Annotated in this window: 12 protein-coding genes and 2 rRNA genes; 13 read left to right on the top strand and 1 reads right to left on the bottom strand. The window is 61.0% G+C overall.

Annotation, left to right across the window (positions count from 1 at the left end; all coding sequences use genetic code 11):
* Positions 1-207 precede the first annotated feature (207 nt).
* The 8 genes from rrf (RGM2987_RS15435) (at position 208) to pgaD (ending at position 9,613) form a co-directional block, all read left to right on the top strand.
* Positions 208-323, top strand: a 5S ribosomal RNA gene (gene rrf / locus RGM2987_RS15435).
* 107 nt (positions 324-430) lie between these two features.
* Positions 431-546 (top strand): 5S ribosomal RNA (gene rrf, locus RGM2987_RS15430).
* 184 nt (positions 547-730) lie between these two features.
* Positions 731-1,366 carry an NADH:ubiquinone oxidoreductase subunit N gene (locus RGM2987_RS15425; protein WP_245142690.1) on the top strand — a complete coding sequence of 212 codons (636 nt, stop codon included), beginning with the start codon at positions 731-733 and terminating at the stop codon, positions 1,364-1,366.
* Positions 1,367-1,522: 156 nt separating this feature from the next.
* The gene (locus RGM2987_RS15420; RefSeq protein WP_245142687.1) at positions 1,523-3,028 is read left to right on the top strand and encodes a YdgA family protein; all 1,506 of its coding nucleotides are present in this window, start codon (positions 1,523-1,525) and stop codon (positions 3,026-3,028) included.
* A gap of 243 nt (positions 3,029-3,271) precedes the next feature.
* Positions 3,272-5,752 (top strand): poly-beta-1,6 N-acetyl-D-glucosamine export porin PgaA, encoded by a 2,481-nt coding sequence (gene pgaA / locus RGM2987_RS15415; protein WP_245142684.1) that lies wholly within the window; start codon positions 3,272-3,274, stop codon positions 5,750-5,752.
* A gap of 12 nt (positions 5,753-5,764) precedes the next feature.
* The gene (pgaB, locus tag RGM2987_RS15410; protein WP_245142682.1) at positions 5,765-7,762 is read left to right on the top strand and encodes a poly-beta-1,6-N-acetyl-D-glucosamine N-deacetylase PgaB; all 1,998 of its coding nucleotides are present in this window, start codon (positions 5,765-5,767) and stop codon (positions 7,760-7,762) included.
* 1 nt (position 7,763) lies between these two features.
* Positions 7,764-9,119: a poly-beta-1,6-N-acetyl-D-glucosamine synthase gene (gene pgaC, locus RGM2987_RS15405; RefSeq protein ID WP_245142680.1), complete on the top strand. Its 1,356-nt coding sequence runs from the start codon at positions 7,764-7,766 to the stop codon at positions 9,117-9,119.
* Entirely contained in the window at positions 9,116-9,613 is a 498-nt protein-coding gene (gene pgaD, locus RGM2987_RS15400; RefSeq protein WP_245142677.1) for a poly-beta-1,6-N-acetyl-D-glucosamine biosynthesis protein PgaD, read from the top strand. The genes pgaC and pgaD overlap by 4 nt, the downstream gene beginning before the upstream one ends.
* Positions 9,614-9,793: 180 nt before the next feature.
* Here the strand turns inward: pgaD and RGM2987_RS15395 are convergent, their stop codons facing one another.
* Positions 9,794-11,329 carry an FAD-dependent oxidoreductase gene (locus tag RGM2987_RS15395; protein ID WP_245142675.1) on the bottom strand — a complete coding sequence of 512 codons (1,536 nt, stop codon included), beginning with the start codon at positions 11,327-11,329 and terminating at the stop codon, positions 9,794-9,796.
* Between the two features lie 138 nt (positions 11,330-11,467).
* On the opposite strand from RGM2987_RS15395, the gene RGM2987_RS15390 reads away from it, so the two are divergent.
* The 5 genes from RGM2987_RS15390 to RGM2987_RS15370 all read left to right on the top strand — a co-directional run bounded on the left by RGM2987_RS15390 (position 11,468) and on the right by RGM2987_RS15370 (position 16,745).
* Positions 11,468-12,028, top strand: coding sequence for a YbhB/YbcL family Raf kinase inhibitor-like protein (locus RGM2987_RS15390; RefSeq protein ID WP_245142673.1), 561 nt, complete (start codon positions 11,468-11,470; stop codon positions 12,026-12,028).
* Between the two features lie 167 nt (positions 12,029-12,195).
* The gene (locus tag RGM2987_RS15385; RefSeq protein ID WP_245142671.1) at positions 12,196-12,369 is read left to right on the top strand and encodes a hypothetical protein; all 174 of its coding nucleotides are present in this window, start codon (positions 12,196-12,198) and stop codon (positions 12,367-12,369) included.
* A gap of 38 nt (positions 12,370-12,407) precedes the next feature.
* Entirely contained in the window at positions 12,408-13,721 is a 1,314-nt protein-coding gene (locus tag RGM2987_RS15380; RefSeq protein WP_245142668.1) for an MFS transporter, read from the top strand.
* Between the two features lie 563 nt (positions 13,722-14,284).
* Positions 14,285-14,731 (top strand): RDD family protein, encoded by a 447-nt coding sequence (locus RGM2987_RS15375; protein ID WP_245142665.1) that lies wholly within the window; start codon positions 14,285-14,287, stop codon positions 14,729-14,731.
* A 343-nt stretch (positions 14,732-15,074) separates the two neighbouring features.
* Complete coding sequence (locus tag RGM2987_RS15370) at positions 15,075-16,745, top strand: VWA domain-containing protein (protein ID WP_245142663.1); 1,671 nt, start codon at positions 15,075-15,077, stop codon at positions 16,743-16,745.
* Positions 16,746-16,903 lie beyond the last annotated feature (158 nt).

Raw genomic sequence — 16,903 nt, 5'->3', positions numbered from 1 at the left:
CTGTGAGGCGTTGAGCTAACCTGTACTAATTGCCCGTGAGGCTTGACCATATAACACCCAAGCAATCTGTCGACTCGAAAGAGGCCAGATTGCGGTGTGTGAAGACGAGATGAACCGAAAGTTCGGCCAGCTCAAAAGCAGCACACAAACTATCGCATACCCATTCGCTGGAACGTGACCGCAAGGCACGCGCTGGCTACCGAATTTCTTGACGACCATAGAGCATTGGAACCACCTGATCCCATCCCGAACTCAGAAGTGAAACGATGCATCGCCGATGGTAGTGTGGGGTTTCCCCATGTGAGAGTAGGTCATCGTCAAGATTAAATTCCGAAACCCCTATCTGCTGATGCAGGTAGGGGTTTTGTTTTAGTAGAAGTTAACGATTTTTGCCGGTACGTTGTGAACCAACGGGCTGGTCACAGAATTTCTTGACGACCATAGAGCATTGGAACCACCTGATCCCATCCCGAACTCAGAAGTGAAACGATGCATCGCCGATGGTAGTGTGGGGTTTCCCCATGTGAGAGTAGGTCATCGTCAAGATTGAATTCCCAAAACCCCTGTCTGCATGAGCAGACAGGGGTTTTGTCGTTTTGGGCCGGTAATCGGATCGCACCTCTGATTGATGGAACTCTCCGGCAAACTGTGAGGCCATTGCTATGCTTTGGTAGTCGGGGCACTGGCGACAGAGGAGCCTGCGACGTCACTGGTCATGGGGATTCCAATAATGAAAAACCCTTATGCTCCCGGCTTCTGGTGCGCCATCGCAGCCCTGATACTGCTTTCGGCCACTTATTTCTATGGCGTGATGCTGACTCATCAGATCGACAGGGCGTTGCTGTTCCTGGACAGTGCGGCCGCCTTGATCGGTGTGATATCCATTGCAATCGTGGCCTGGGCGTCGCTTCAAGGCCAACGCATCAAGAGAAAACACCTCGAACAAGGCAAGACCCTGGTGTTGATCTGGGATACCAAGGTGGCCCTGCGGCGGGTCGAGACTGTTTTCGATCGTTATTTCTGGGGCAGTTATTGGCAGCCCGGTCGTACGTTCCAAGAGGTCATGGGAGAACTCACCGGAACGCCATTGGAAAAAAGCCTTGAGGCCCTGAAAACCCAATGCGCAGCCCTGGACAAGCAAGTGACGCAAGACGGCTGGCACTGGCTTAACAACGCCCGTGAGCTGTGCGACGTCGCCAATGCCATGGCGCGGGAGCGCTACCAACTGGACTTTTGCGATTCGCGTGCGGACTCACCGGGCGCGGCGGTCATCAATCGCGATTTCGAGGTGCTGGTGTATACCTGGACCGCTCGACTCAAGACTTTCGACCACCAACTCGATGAAATTGAAGTCGAATATTCGTAGACCACCTCTCAAGAAAGCGTTTTTCCCCCTTTAAACATTGGGCTTGCGGGTGTGCCTGATGGTAATCTCGGCCCACTTCACGGCGTCGAGCCACACCCCTTGCGGGTCAGGGAAGACGACGACTTTCTTCAACCATGGATATCAATCGGGTCACTCATGAATAAATCAGCAAGCGTACTCCTGGGAATCGTAGTAGCGGTCGGTGCAATCAGCGCGGGTGGCGCGTGGTACACCGGCACCAAACTCGAAGGAGTGTTGAAAAACGCTATTGCCGATAGCAACAAACAGATGCAAGTAGCCTTGGCCGGCTCCAATAGCACGTCCAGCCTGGAGCTGATTTCCCTGGAGCGTGGCACGTTCAGCAGTACCGCCCACTACCGCCTCAAAGGTGAAGGCGAGATGTTTGGTGGCGAGCCGGTTGAGCTGCTGCTCGTCGACCGCATCGAACATGGCCCGCTGCCGTTCTCGCGTCTGGTAACGCTCAAATGGCTGCCGGTCATGGCCACCAGTTACACCGAGCTTGAGCGCAACCCGCTGACCGATAAATGGTTTGCCGCCACCGAAGGCAAGTCGCCGCTCAAGGGTGTCACCAACCTCGGTTACGACGAGTCCATCAATGGCACCTACGAGCTGCTGCCGCTGGACACCAAGCTGGATGAACAATCCCAGCTGACGTTCTCCGGCTTGAAAGTCGACCTGGCCGCCAGCGCCCAAGGGCAGAAGGTCAAGGCCGACGGCTACATGGACAGCTTCAAGGTCACCACCGTTTCCGAAGACCAGACCCCGGTGCAGGTCGAGGTGAACGGCCTGACCCTGGCCAGTAACCTGAGCAAAAGTTCTTACGGTTACTACATGGGCGACAACACCGTATTGCTGAGCAATACCAAGGCCACTTTTGGCGAGCCGAAGTCGGTATTGGGCCTGAAGAACTTCGAGATGAAGAACAGCAGCACCGAGGAAGGTACCAGCGCTTCGGGACGTGCCGATTACAAGATCGGTGAATTGGCGTTCAACGACAAGGTCATCGGTTCGGCGCAGATGGCGATAAGCCTGAAGAACCTGGACATCCCTGCCACGATGTCCTTGATGCAGATTTACCAGACCAAGCTGCAACCCTACGAAAAAGCCGCAGCCGAGGCCGCTGCCGCCGGTGAGCCCGCTCCAGAGTTGAACCTGACCGAAGCCGAAGAAGCACAGGTCAAGGCCGATCTGGAAAAACTCCTGGCCGGTGCTCCTCAGGTCGCCCTGGAAAACCTGTCGTTCAATACCGCCAACGGCGAAAGCCGCGCCAACCTGATCGTTGACCTCGCCAAGCCGCAGTCCATGGACCTGCCGCCTGATGAGCTGGCCCGCCAGCTGCTCGCCCTGCTGGATTTCAACCTCAAGGTTTCCAAGCCGATGCTGGTGGACCTGATGACTGTGCAGGCACAGATGGAAGGCCAGACCGACGCCAAGTTGATCGCCGATCAGGCCACCGCCACCAGCGATATGTTCAGCGCCATGGCCGTCGGTACTCAACTGGCGACCCTGGAAGGCAATGATGTTGTTACCAAGTTGCACTACGCCAACAATCAGGTCGACTTCAATGGCCAGAAAATGACCGTTGAGCAATTCTCGCAATTTGTAATGAGCAAACTGGGTGGCGGCGTCGCCGTCCAGTAACTCGTCCAGGCAATACCCCAAACCCGGTCCGTGCGATGCACTGGCCGGGTTTTTTCATGCCTGTCGTTTACCCCATCATTAAATCTGGAGCGATTCTGAAGAATTGTGGCGTTCTGAAAGATGACCCGTCCGAGAGTGCAAGACTAAGCCCAATTAGAACTTGGCTGGATTCCTTGATCCGGCTTCCTGTTTGATGGGCAAGGGGGCACTGCGACCCGGCTGGCCATGTAAGGATGCTGACGAATGCCGCGTACTGTGGGTCCCTTTATTCAACGTGGTTTGCGCCCGCTGTTTCGCGCCGCGCTGTGCAGCCAATTGTGCTGGCCGGCCCTGGCGATGGCTGACACCGTTTATGACCAGATGGTGCTCGACGCCCGCGCCGGCCATTACACGCCGGCCTTGAGCGCACTGCGCAACGTGCCGGCCGCTCAGGCGAGCGCAGCACAGATCAGCGACCATCTGCAGATCGCCAGTTGGGCCGGCCTCGACGCCGAAGTGGTTCAAGTCTATGAAGCCCAAGGACGCCATCGCGACTTGCCGGTGCAGGCGCTGGCGGCAACGGCGCGTGCCTATCGCAACCTCAAGCGCTGGGATTCGGCGGCTGAACTGTATCGCCAGGCATTGCTGATCGACCCGCAAAATCCAGACCTGCAACTGGGCCTCGCCTTGACCCAGGCCGACGCTGGCAAGCCCGACGAAGCCGTGAGTCGCGCCCGCGCTCTGGTGGCTGCAAAACCGGCAGACCCGATACGTCGCATGGCGTTGGGCTACGCCCTGACCCGCGCCAATAACCCCCACGAAGCGCTGTTCGAGTATGACCAGGCGTTTTACCGCGCCGGCAACCAGCCTGAGGTGGCACGCGAATACATTATCGCCCTGCAACGTGCCCGGCTGCCGGAGCCGGCGCTGCGCCTGGCGCGTCTACAACCTGGGCTGATCGACCGTGGCGTACAACGACGATTGGAAGGTGACGTCGCGGCCGAACGGGTCCGGCTGTCGGACATGGCCAGCCGCAGCGAACAGGAACGCTTCGTCATCGCCGACCGTGCGCTTGCCGACTACGACAAATTGCTCGCCACCTGGACGCCAGTGGAAGAGGCCCACGACGACGTGCTCCGCTGGCGCATCGACCGCATGGGCGCCCTCAATGCCCGCGCGCGTCGGGCGGAGGTCATTGCCGAATACCAAAAACTGATCGCCGCAGGGGTGAGCATTCCGACCTACGCCCTGCGCTGGGTGGCGTCTTCCTATCTGGAGCAGCGGCAGCCGGAAATCGCTGTCGATCTGTACCGTCGGGTGCTGGCGGCGCCGGATGCCGACCCCGCCGACCGCTTCGAAGACAGCACCGCGCTCTACTACGCGCTGCTGGAAAGTGAAAAATCCGAAGAGGCCCGTGCGTTGGCCGAAGACATGGCCAAGTCCCAGCGCCCGCGCACCGAACTCAAGGGCCTGCCCATCGGCAACCCCAACGATGAATGGATGGACGCCCAGCAGCTTGCGGCACAGGCCGGTACCTACGGCGCCGATCTGCCCTCTGCCGAGACACGTCTGAAAGCCCTTGTCGCTCAAGGCCCCGGCAATACTGGCATGCGCCTGGCCCAGGCCGACCTGTACCAGGCCCGGGACTGGCCGCGCCGCTCGGAAAGCCTGCTCAAGGAAGTCGAGGCCACGATCCCGCGCAATCGCGACCTGGAAATTGCCCAGGCCCGCGCTGCGATGGACTTGCAGGAATGGCGGCAACTGGATGCCCTGACCGATGACGTGGTCGCCCGCTACCCGGAAAACGCCCACGTCAAACGCCTGCAACGCCAGCGCGAAGTGCATGACATGGCCGAGCTGCGCATCGAGGCCTACACCGGAAAAAGTTACGGCGGCGGCAGCGGTGACGCCGGCGCAGTCACTGGCAGCCGGGATTTTGGCATCGAAACGTTGCTCTACAGCCCACCCCTCGACGAGGACTGGCGGCTGTTCGGCGGCGCAGGCTACGCCACCGGTGACTTTGAAGAGGGCACCGGCCATCACCGCTGGCAGCGCCTGGGGGTGGAGCGCCGCACGCGGGACATGACGCTGGAGGCCGAGGTCTCCAATCACGCCTACGGTTCCGGTGACAAACAGGGTGCGCGGGTGGCCGTGGCCCGCGACATCAACGACCACTGGCAGTACGGCGGCAGCCTGGACTACCTGTCGGCCAACACCCCGTTGCGGGCACTCAACAGCGGCATCCGGGCCAACGGCGGTAGCGGTTTCGTGCGCTGGCGTGCCAACGAAAGCCGCGAGTGGCGGCTGGCTGTCAGCCCGTCCCATTTCAGCGACGGCAACAACCGTCTCGAGACCCTGTTGACTGGCCGTGAAGGCCTCTACAGCGCCCCGCGCCTGCAAGTGGAGCTGGGTCTGGAAGTGGCCGCCAGCCGCAACAGCGGTTCCGACGAAGTGCCCTACTTCAATCCCAAGTCGGACTTCAGCGTCATGCCCACCGTCAGCGCGAACCACGTGCTGTATCGCCGCTACGAAACCACCTGGAGCCAGCAATTCCAGATCGGTGCCGGCAGCTACAGCCAGCGCGACCACGGCACTGGCGCCATGGGCCTGCTCAGCTACGGCCAGCGTGTGATCTGGAACGATGTGCTTGAGGCAGGCGCCGCGCTCAGTTGGCTCAACCGCCCTTATGACGGCGATCGGGAAAGCGATCTGCGCTTGCTTGTCGACCTCACCTACCGCTTCTAGAAGAGTTTGAAGATGCCCTTCATTTCGCGATTCATCCTGCTGCTGGGGATCTTGCTGATCAGCGCGTGTGCCCAGCAAGCCCCGGTGTTCACGCCGCCCTCGGAGCGTCCTCTGGCGGCCAACGAGGCACCATGGCCGAAGAACCACGTGCTGGGCATCGCCTACCACGATGTCGAGGATCTCGACCCTGACCAGGCGCTGGTGGCCGTGCGCACCGAACGGCTGATCGAGCAGTTGGCGTGGCTGCGGGAAAACAATTATCAGCCGGTCACCGTGGACCAGATCATCGCTGCCCGCAACGGCGGCCCGGACCTGCCGCCGCGTGCGGTGCTGTTGAGTTTTGACGACGGCTACTCAAGCTTTTACACCCGGGTGATGCCGATCCTGCGGGCCTATAACTGGCCGGCAATCCTGGCCCCGGTTGGCAGCTGGGTCGATACGCCGCTGAACCAGACCGTGGATTTCGCCGGCGTGCCGCGCAAACGTTCCGAGTTCCTGACCTGGGAGCAGATTCGCGAGGTTGCCCATTCGGGGCTGGTGGAAATTGCCGCCCACACCGACGCCAATCACAAAGGCATACTCGCCAACCCCCAAGGCAATCAGCAGCCCGCCGCGACCACCCGGCGCTACGATCCCGCCACCGGTCGCTACGAAACCGAGGCTGATTTCCAGGCGCGTCTGCGCAAGGATGTCGCGGCGATTTCCGAGAAGATCCGCAAGGTCGCCGGCTACAGCCCGCGAGTCTGGGTCTGGCCTTACGGCGAAGCCGACGGCACGGCGTTGCAGGTGATCGGCAGCGAAGGCTACCAGATGGCCCTGACCCTGGAAGACGGCCTCGACAGCCTCGACAACCTGATGAGCGGCCCACGTTTCCTGGTGTCTTCCGACCCGGATGGCGCGCACTTCGCCGAAAGCATCGTTTCGGTGCAGGCGATGGACCCGATGCGCGTGGTCCACGTCGATCTGGATTATGTCTACGACCCCGACCCGGTGCAGCAGGAAGCCAACGTCGGCAAACTGATCCAGCGCATTTCCGACCTGGGCGCCAACACCGTGTTCTTGCAGGCGTTCGCTGATCCCAAAGGCGACGGCCTGGTGCATTCGCTGTACTTCCCCAACCGTCACCTGCCCGTGCGGGCCGATCTGTTCGACCGGGTTGCGTGGCAATTGCGCACCCGGGCCAACGCCAAGGTCTATGCCTGGATGCCCGTGCTCAGTTTCGCCCTGGACGCCAAGCTTTCGCGGGTACAGCGTTGGGATCCGCGGACCGGCAAGACCGATGTCGCCGCCGATCAATACGTGCGCCTGTCGCCGTTCGATCCCAACGTGCGCAAGGTCATCGGCGAAATCTACGAAGACCTGGCGCGGATGAGCTCGTTGGACGGCGTTCTCTACCATGACGACGCGGTGTTTTCGGACTTCGAAGACGCTGGCCCCGCGGCCCTGAAAGTCTATGCCGCCCACGGTTTGCCAACGTCCCTTGCCGCCTTGCGCGACGACCCGGCGATGATGCAACGCTGGACCCGTTTCAAGAGCCGCTACCTGATCGACTTCACCCATGAGTTGACTGCCAAGGTCAGGGCAATTCGCGGCCCGCAGGTGCTGACAGCGCGCAATATTTTCGCCGAACCGATGCTCAATCCTCAAAGCGAAGCCTGGTTCGCCCAGAACCTCGACGATTTCCTCGGCGCCTACGACTGGACGGCACCGATGGCCATGCCGTTGATGGAAAAACAGACCCTTGAGCAGTCCGGCCCCTGGCTCGAACGCCTGGTAGACACCGTCAAGGCTCGTCCCGGCGCGCTCAAGCGCACGGTGTTTGAATTGCAGGCCCGGGATTGGCACAGCCAACCGGTCAGCGACATCGACGGCGAACAACTGGCCGATTGGATGGGGCGCCTCAAACGTAAGGGCGTGACCAGTTTCGGCTACTACCCGGACAACTTCATCGAAGACCAGCCTGCCGTTAAAACCGTGCGGCCGGCGCTCTCCAACAAGTGGAATCCTTGACATGCTCGACAGACTGCTCGCCCTGCTGGTGTTGGCGATCGTCCTTGGGGTGCCCCTGGGCCTGATCTTCCTGGTCACCGGGCAATTCCTGATGGACTTCGTGTTCTTTTACCCGCTGTTCATGTCCGGGCTATGGATCGCCGGTGGCCTGTATTTCTGGCTGCACTGGGAACGCCACTGGCCGTGGAAGGACGACACGCTGCCGCCGTCCTTGGTCGGCGAGCCGCTGATCAGCATTCTGGTTCCATGCTTCAACGAGGGCGACAACGTCGCCGACACGATTCACGCCGCATTGGGCCAGCATTACCCGAAAATCGAGGTCATTGCGATCAACGACGGCTCGAAGGACAACACCGCCCAGGTGCTCGATCAACTGGCCGCCCATGACCCGCGCCTGCGCGTGCTGCACCTGGCGGAAAACCAGGGCAAGGCCGTGGCCCTGCGCATGGGCGCCATCGCCGCGCGCAGCGAATACCTGGTGTGCATCGACGGTGATGCGCTGCTGGCGCCCAATACCTGCGCTTATCTGGTCGCACCGATGCTCGACAACGCTCGCCTCGGCGCGGTGACCGGCAACCCGCGAATCCGCACCCGTTCGACCCTGGTGGGGCGGGTCCAGGTCGGCGAGTTTTCTTCGATCATCGGTCTGATCAAACGCACCCAGCGGGTGTTCGGGCGGATCTTCACAGTCTCCGGCGTGATCGTCGCGTTCCGCCGCACGGCGCTGCATCGGGTCGGCTACTGGAGCCCGGACATGATCACCGAAGACATCGACATCAGCTGGAAGCTGCAATTGGACCACTGGAGCATCTTCTACGAACCTCGGGCGTTGTGCTGGATCCTCATGCCCGAAACCCTGCGCGGCCTGTGGCGGCAGCGGTTGCGCTGGGCCCAGGGCGGCGCCGAGGTGCTGTTCAAGAACATCCGTGGCATCTGGCAATACCGTCATCGCTACCTGTGGCCGCTGTTGTTCGAATACTGCCTGTCCACCGGTTGGGCGTTCACCTTCCTGCTGTCGGTAATTTTCTGGGGCGCGGGCAAGTTCATCGAAATGCCCGCAGCCATTGCGGTCGACCATCTGATGCCGCCGGCCTTCACCGGATTGTTGTTGGCCATGGTGTGCCTGATGCAGTTCGCGGTGAGCATCCTGATCGACCGGCGCTACGAAAAGGGCTTGTGGCACATCATGTTCTGGGTGGTCTGGTATCCGCTGGTGTTCTGGCTGATCAGCCTGTTCACCACCCTGGTGAGCTTTCCCAAAGTGCTGTTCGGGCAGCACCAGAAACGCGCGCGCTGGATCAGCCCGGATCGCGGTATCAAGCCGCTCGATGATCAGGAAGAGGAAGTGATCGGATGAAAATTATCAGGACCCGGCAACGACCTTTTCTGGTGGTGGTCGATGTGTTGTTCACCGTGTTCGCATGGATCGGCTTGTTGTACTTGCTGATCAACGGCTTGTGGCCGTTGTTCGACAGTCATGCTGGCCCGCGGCTCGGTGGCTCGGCCTTCGAGACCCTCGGGACTTTGCAGATCTACGGCTGGGTGGCGCTGGTCAACGCGGTGGTGTTGATTGCCTGGGCGCGTTATCAGCAACGCAAGAGCCGCAGCTTCGCCCAGCGCCGACTGCCCGCGCCGGTGGTGGATGATCAAGGCTTGAGCGAAAGCTTCAAATTGACCGACGGGCGCCTGGATACCTTGCGCCAGCCCGGCTCGAAGATCATCCATAACAATCAGGAGGGCGACATCAGTCACGTGGTGCCGCATTTCCATGTGCTCAGTCCCGAAATGCAGCCCCCGCCGCTGGCGCGGTTGGAGCGTCCGCGAGTCATTCACCTTCCCGCGGATATGTAGGTGCGATCTTCGCGAGCAAGCCCGCTCCCACATTTGGATTTGCGCCGAACATGGCATTTGCAACGACACCCATCCCCTGTGGGAGCGGGCTTGCTCGCGAAGGCGATGTGTCGGTCAACACTGCCATCAACCGAGGCGACGCCATCGCGAGCAAGCTCGGCTCCCACAGGTTCTTGCCTGTCAGAAAGATGAGAAATCCCGGACCAACCGCCAGGCCTGATCCATCGGCAACGGTTGTTTCATGCGCTGGGCCAGTGCCGCCATGGCCCGTCCTTCATCGCAGGCCACGGCGGCAGCGACCAGGCCGTCGTTGCCCAACAGGGCGATAAAGGGCGGATGTTCGGGCGTGCCCTTGAATTGCACCTCGTCCCATTGTTCGGCATGACCCAGGTAGTCGTAGCGTTTGCCGAAGTGATAGGTCCAGAAAAACGGCACGTCCAGGTAATGCTCGTCGCCCCCGAGCATGTTCGCGGCGGCGATGCGCGCCTGTTGCTGGGCCAGGCGCCAGTGCTCGATTCGCCGGGGCTGGCCGTTGAGCGGGAAGGTCGCGATATCACCGACGGCCCATACGCCCTCGGTCACGCGCATGCCGGCGTCGGTCGTCAGCGATTGATCCGGTTCCCGTGGCAAGTCCGCAAACGGTTCGGTGGCCGGGCGCACGCCGATGCCGACGATCACCAGATCCGCGGCAAAGCGTTGGCCGTTATCCAGCACCACCGCTTCGACCTTGCCAGTGCCCTCTATCCGCGCCGCTTCGCCTTCGCAGTGATAAACCACGCCGTTAGCCCGATGCCGCGCCAAAATGGCCTGGCCGACGCTCTCGCCCAACTGTGCGGCGAATGGCACCGGATGGCGGGCCAGTACCGTCACGCTCAACTCGCGTTTGCGCAAGGCCGAGGCCGCTTCCATGGCGATGAAGCTGTCGCCGATGATGACCACGCGCTGTCCGGGGCGGGCGCTGCCGAGGATCCGTCGGGTGTGCGCTATCGAGCGCAGCACGAAGACCTGCGGCAAATCGATGCCAGGCAGGTCCGGCATCCTGGGCACTGCGCCGGTAGCAATGAGCAGCGCGTCGTAGCCCAGGTCCTGGCCGTCGGCGAGTCGGATTTTCCGAGCGTTGGGGTCCAGCCGCGTGACTTCGCCACGGACCCGTTCGATGCGTTGTCGGGTGAAATAACTTTCATCGCGCAGCGGCGGCGTCTCGTCGACTGCCATGTCGCCGGCCAACACATATTTGCTCAGCACCGTGCGGTCGTACCCGGCTTCGGCTTCACGGTCGACCAGTTGGATCCGTCCGCCAAAGCCTTTGTCGCGCAACGCCGCTGCACACGCGGTACCGGCCGCGCCCGCACCGATGATGACAAACGTGCGCGGATCGTCGGCCGGGGGGATTTTCTCGGCCGGTAGCGGTTGGTCATCGACCCAGACATCCTCGTCGCGTACCTCGACGTGATAGCGCAGCAGGCTGTCGAGGGCCGGGGGCTCGCACAGGGCGCCGTCTTCGGCGCGGAACCCGGCCTTGTGCCAAGGGCAGATCAGCCGTCCGTGACACACCGCGCCCTTGGCCAGTGGCGCGCCGGCGTGCGGGCATTTGCCTTGGAAGGCTCGCACTTGACCACCTGCACGCAGCAGTACGATGGAGGTGTCGTTGATGCTCACTTCAAGGCCGCGGTCGTCGCGCACATCAGCGAAGCGGGCGACTTTATGCATAGGCATGGTCGATCTCCGTCAGGCGTTTCCCGTTGGAGTCGGTGGTCTGGAACGAGGTTCAGCATAATTGTCACTGCAACCGGGTGGGCGCTGCGGCTATAGTTCGCAGGCCGTCCATGGCCTGATCCGCATAAGGTGCCCGGTATGACCCGATTGAACTCTCTCGCCCCCTGGCTGGCAGCCGTTGCCCTGGTGCTGTGTGCACAAGGGGCGGCCCAGGCCGAGGACCGTTTCACCCTCAACATCCCTGGTGTGTCGGACGACCGCCTGTTCACCGCTGCGGCTGCCAGTGACGCCAACAATTGTGGCGGCAAGAATATTTCCCCGGCCCTGAGCTGGAACGCCGGCCCGCCCGGTACGCTCAGCTATGCCATCGTCATGCTCGACCCGGACGGCCAGCGCGGCCAGGGCGTCGATCACTGGGTGCATTATGGGATCAAGGCCAGCACGCGGCAGATTCCGGCGGGCGCGGGCACCAAGTCCACGCTGGAAGGCATGAGCGGCATCAATAGCAAGGGCACCCACGGCTACATCGGCCCTTGCCCGCCTATTGGCGACAGCGCCCATCACTACCTGATCCAGCTTTTCGCCCTGGACCTGCCACCGGAAGCCTTTCCTGCCGACCTGACCCGCGCCCAGTTGATGGAAAAGATCAAAGGCCACGTATTGCGCAACAGCAGCGTCGTACGCCGTTATCACCGCTGAGTAACCGGTGAGTAGGGGGTAGGACACAAATCCTCCCTCCCCACAATCCCCCGTGGCGAGGGAGCTTGCTGCCGCTGGGTTGCGCAGCAACCCCAACCACAAAATTGGCATCAAGCGCCAAAAGCGAGCACTATCGAGCCCCTGTTCACTCATGCCGGAGGATGGCGATGACGCAGAAATTCGACGGCATCGCCCGCCTCCTTAACTGCCCGACCAAGGGCGACGAGATCCGCCGGGCCATTGCCCGGAGCCGTAAGGATTACCTGCCTGCGGACGCGGCCGAAGATGCCGAGCCAGGCCAACCACCGGCCGAGCCTGTGGACAACGACCGCGACGCCTGAGTCGCGGCCCTCTTTCAACTTCATCTGCCCATCTGCCCATGACTGCCAAAACCCATCTGCCAGGCGATCGATTCAGCCGCTCCGATTACAAGACCCTGGGCCTCGCCGCCCTGGGCGGCGCGCTGGAGATCTACGATTTCATCATCTTCGTCTTCTTCGCCCTGACCCTCAGCCAGTTGTTCTTCCCGCCCCAAATGCCCGATTGGCTGCGCTTGCTGCAAAGCTTCGGGATTTTCGCCACCGGTTACCTGGCTCGGCCATTGGGCGGCATACTCATGGCGCACTTCGCCGATCGCCTGGGGCGCAAGCGGGTGTTCAGCTTGAGCATCCTGATGATGGCCTTGCCTTGCCTGCTGATCGGTGTGATGCCGACTTACGCACAGATCGGTTATTTCGCCCCGTTGCTGCTGCTGGCGTTGCGCATCCTCCAGGGCGCGGCGGTAGGCGGCGAAGTGCCCAGCGCCTGGGTGTTCGTAGCCGAACATGCTCCATTGCATCACCGTGGCTACGCCCTGGGTTTTCTCCAGGCTGGCCTGACCTTTGGTTATTTGCTGGGCGCGCTGACCGCAACGGCGCTGGCGCGGATCTACACGCCTGAGGAAATCCTCGATTACGCCTGGCGCCTGCCTTTCCTGCTGGGTGGGGTGTTTGGTGTGATCGGCGTCTGGCTGCGCCGCTGGCTGAGCGAAACACCGATCTTCATGGCCCTGCACGCCAATCGCGAAGGCGCCGCTGAGCTGCCGTTGCGCACGGTTTTGCGCGATTACCGACACGCCTTGCTGCCGGCCGTCATCCTGACCTGTGTGCTGACCTCCGCCGTAGTGGTGTTCGTGGTCATCACCCCGACCGTGATGCAAAAAAGCTTCGGCATGAGCCCCAGCCACACCTTCGCCCTGAGCAGCCTGGGCATCGTCTTCCTGAACATCGGTTGCGTCCTGGCCGGCCTGATTGTCGACCGTATCGGCGCCTGGCGCACTGTCCTGCTCTACAGCCTGCTACTGCCGGTGGGCATCGCGTTGCTCTACGCCAGCCTGATCAGCGGCGGCGCCTGGCTGGGCCTGGCCTACGCCGTGGCCGGCCTTGGCTGCGGCGTGGTCGGCGCGGTGCCGTCGGTGATGGTCAACCTGTTCCCGCCGAAAATCCGCGTATCGGGCATCTCGTTCACCTACAACATCGCTTATGCACTGTGGGCGAGTATGACGCCGCTGGTGTTGATTGCGCTGGTGCCGTGGAGCCCCTGGGTGTGCGTGGGGTATTGCGTGGTGATGGGGGCTGTCGGGGTGGGGGCGGCGCTGTATTTTCCCCGCCGGGCCCTGCAATCAGTGCAGTCTTCGTTGGTTTGTGAGTCCTAAGGCCTGCTCGAAAGGCACAATGAGCCCGGCGAGCCGCTTCTTCAAAGACGCTCACGCAAAAAATCCACAAATCGCGGGTTCGCGCTGAGCGGCGCCGTTCTTGTCTGAGCACCGCGCTAATGGGACCAGTCATCATTAAGCACAGTGGTTCCCTGGCTAGCAGGGCAGCATGCGCAACCCGGAAACCACTGTCCTCGGATCGATTCGCTGCTGTTGCTGGTGACGTTGCCCTTGATTGTCACGTGGTGCTGTTCACCTTCCGGTTTATCGCCAGACATTGCGATGTCCCAGCAGCTTGAAGCCAGGTAATTATGACGGGCCGGAGGGCTTCGCCCATCGCCTACGGGGCCTGAGTGGCCGCGCGCTATGGCCCTTTCTATAGACGCTTCACACTCATGCTCGCTAACCCGCCGCCACTGAAATATGATGTCAAATGGCTACCCTGATGGGGTAGTGGGGTAGCCTCTGAGGTAAAGGCTGGCACTCCTCTTAAACAACAGTGGGGCGTCGCGTGCAACTGGCCGAACGTGCATAACTCTCAAAAAATATGGATAAATAGAGTCATGAGCAATGGAATTACAGAAGTCCCTGCGTATACCTACGATGTCGCCAGTCCACTCAAAAGATTTCTGGGGTACCTGGTCGATTTGTCAGTCGTTCTATTCATCTTTTTAATGACGCGCGCTTTGGGCTCTTTTTCGGAGCATTTCAACTCTGATATTGGCTTGAAGCTCTTCTGGGGCATTAAGTGCTTTTTGATTTTACTGGGCGTTCTGTACATCTTGTTTTGCGATGCGCTTCCCAATGGGCAGAGCATTGGCAAACGCGTTTGCCACACGTCTGTAGTTGGATTTCCCTACCCAACGCAGTGCACAATTTTTCAGTCGGTTCTGCGCAATTTTTTAAAGCTGTTCTTGGTGCTCAGCGTTCTTGAAAGCATTTTTGTGTTTTTCGGCCTACGCCGTCGTTTGAGCGATATGTTGGCTAAGACAATCGTTGTCAATTCCTGAAGGTATAAACTGGAGCATCCCGCTCCAGTTTGAACTCGAGATGTCGAGATGTCGGATTTTGAGCTTCTGACGGCGCTGAAGTGGCAAAACAGCAGCATCATCAAATTCACCGCAGTCGTACACGCGGTCCAATTCATTGCGGTTCTTGTCCTTGAACAGCGTTTTCCGGGGTGAAGGTATTTCGCGGTGGTGGAGGCCATGCTGAACTGCTCGTTGTATCAAGGAACCGCAGAAAAATGATGAGGAGGGTGGTGAACGGAAAAAAATTATCAAGCGTAACCCGAACCACGGACGTCTCTCGTCTGAGCTAGTGAACGGATCATCCACTCACGAGGTTCAGCCCATGTCCCGCCCGCTCCCATTCCTACGCCCCGCTGCCCAGGGCTTCGCCGTGACCCTGCTAGTGGCGCTGGCCGGTTGTAGCCAACCGTATGGAGAAACCGCCAAGCCGGGCGAGCCGGTAGCCGCGGCGCCCAGCTCTGAACTCAAGGGCGAAGTGGCTCATGTGGCCCAGCCTGCGCTCCAGCGCATGAGTGCGCCGGCCCCGATGGCCTCGTCAAAGTTGATGAGCGATACCGTCGCCGAGGATTACCGCTCCGAGCCGCGGGAGCAGTACGAAAAACTGCCGGACAACCCCATCCACAGTGTTGCCGAAACGCCGGTTTCCACCTTCAGCGTCGATGTCGACACCGGCAGCTATGCCAACGTGCGACGTTTCCTCAACCAGGGTAGCCTGCCGCCGGAAGGGGCTGTACGACTGGAGGAGATGGTCAATTACTTTCCTTACAGCTACGCGTTGCCCACCGACGGATCGCCCTTCGGCGTGACCACCGAGCTGGCGCCGTCGCCGTGGAACCCGCACACCCGTTTGCTGCGTATCGGTATCAAGGCCTCCGACCGAGCAGTGGCGGACCTCGCACCGGCCAACCTGGTATTCCTGGTGGACGTGTCCGGCTCGATGAATCGCCGCGAGGGCCTGCCGCTGGTCCAAAGCACGCTGAAGTTGCTGGTGGACCAATTACGCGACCAGGACCGGGTGTCGCTGGTGGTCTATGCTGGCGAGTCACGGGTGGTGCTCAAGCCTACCTCGGGTCGGGACAAGGAGAAGATCCGTCACGCCATCGATCAATTGACCGCCGGGGGTTCCACGGCTGGGGCCTCGGGCATCGAGCTGGCGTACCAGATGGCCCGGGAAAGTTATATCGATAAGGGCATCAACCGCATCCTGTTGGCCACCGACGGCGATTTCAACGTCGGCATCAGTGACTTCGACAGCCTCAAGCAAATGGCAGTGGACCAGCGTAAAAGCGGCGTATCGCTGACCACGTTGGGCTTCGGTGTGGACAACTACAACGAACACCTGATGGAGCAACTGGCCGATGCCGGCGACGGCAACTATGCCTATATCGATAACCTGCTCGAAGCGCGCAAGGTCCTGGTGGACCAACTCAGCTCGACCCTGGCGGTGGTGGCGCGGGATGTGAAGTTGCAGGTGGAGTTCAATCCTGCCCAAGTCAGCGAGTACCGCCTGCTGGGGTACGAGAATCGTGCGCTGAAGCGTGAGGATTTCAACAACGACAAGGTCGACGCGGGCGAGATCGGCGCCGGGCATACGGTGACGGCGCTGTACGAAATTGTTCCCAAGGGCGAAAAAGGCTGGTTGGAGCCGTTGCGCTACGCCAGTGCGCCCAAGCAGGACGGCAAGGCCGGGGAACTGGCAATGTTGCGAGTTCGCTATAAGTCAGTTGAGGGTGGCAGCAGTCGGCTGATCGAGCATCCGATTGCCAGCGCGCAGAGTGAAGGCACGGCCAGCGACGACCTGCGTTTCTCGGCCGCCGTCGCCGCCTTCGCCCAGCAGCTCAAGGGCGATGGGCGCTACACTGGCGAGATGAGCTTGAAGGACACTGCTCAATTGGCCCGCTCCGCCCGCGGCGACGACCCGTTCGGGCTGCGCGCCGAGTTTGTGCAGATGGTCGAGCTGGCCCAGAGCCTCAAGCCGGCGGCCAAGCACTGATCCCAAGCACAACGGGGATTAACTGTGGGAGCTGGCTTGCCTGCGAAGACGGAGTGTCAGGCGAAAAAGTTTCGTCTGACCTGCCGCTATCGCGGGCAAGCCCGTCTCCCACAGAGACCTCTGTAATCTGCGAGTTTGTGTTCACACGAAAGGAGTTC

It is taken from the genome of Pseudomonas sp. RGM2987 (genome assembly GCF_022952855.1).
GTDB lineage: Bacteria > Pseudomonadota > Gammaproteobacteria > Pseudomonadales > Pseudomonadaceae > Aquipseudomonas.
Note: the sequence above shows the minus strand (reverse complement) of the source record. Positions and strands in the feature narration are given on the sequence as shown.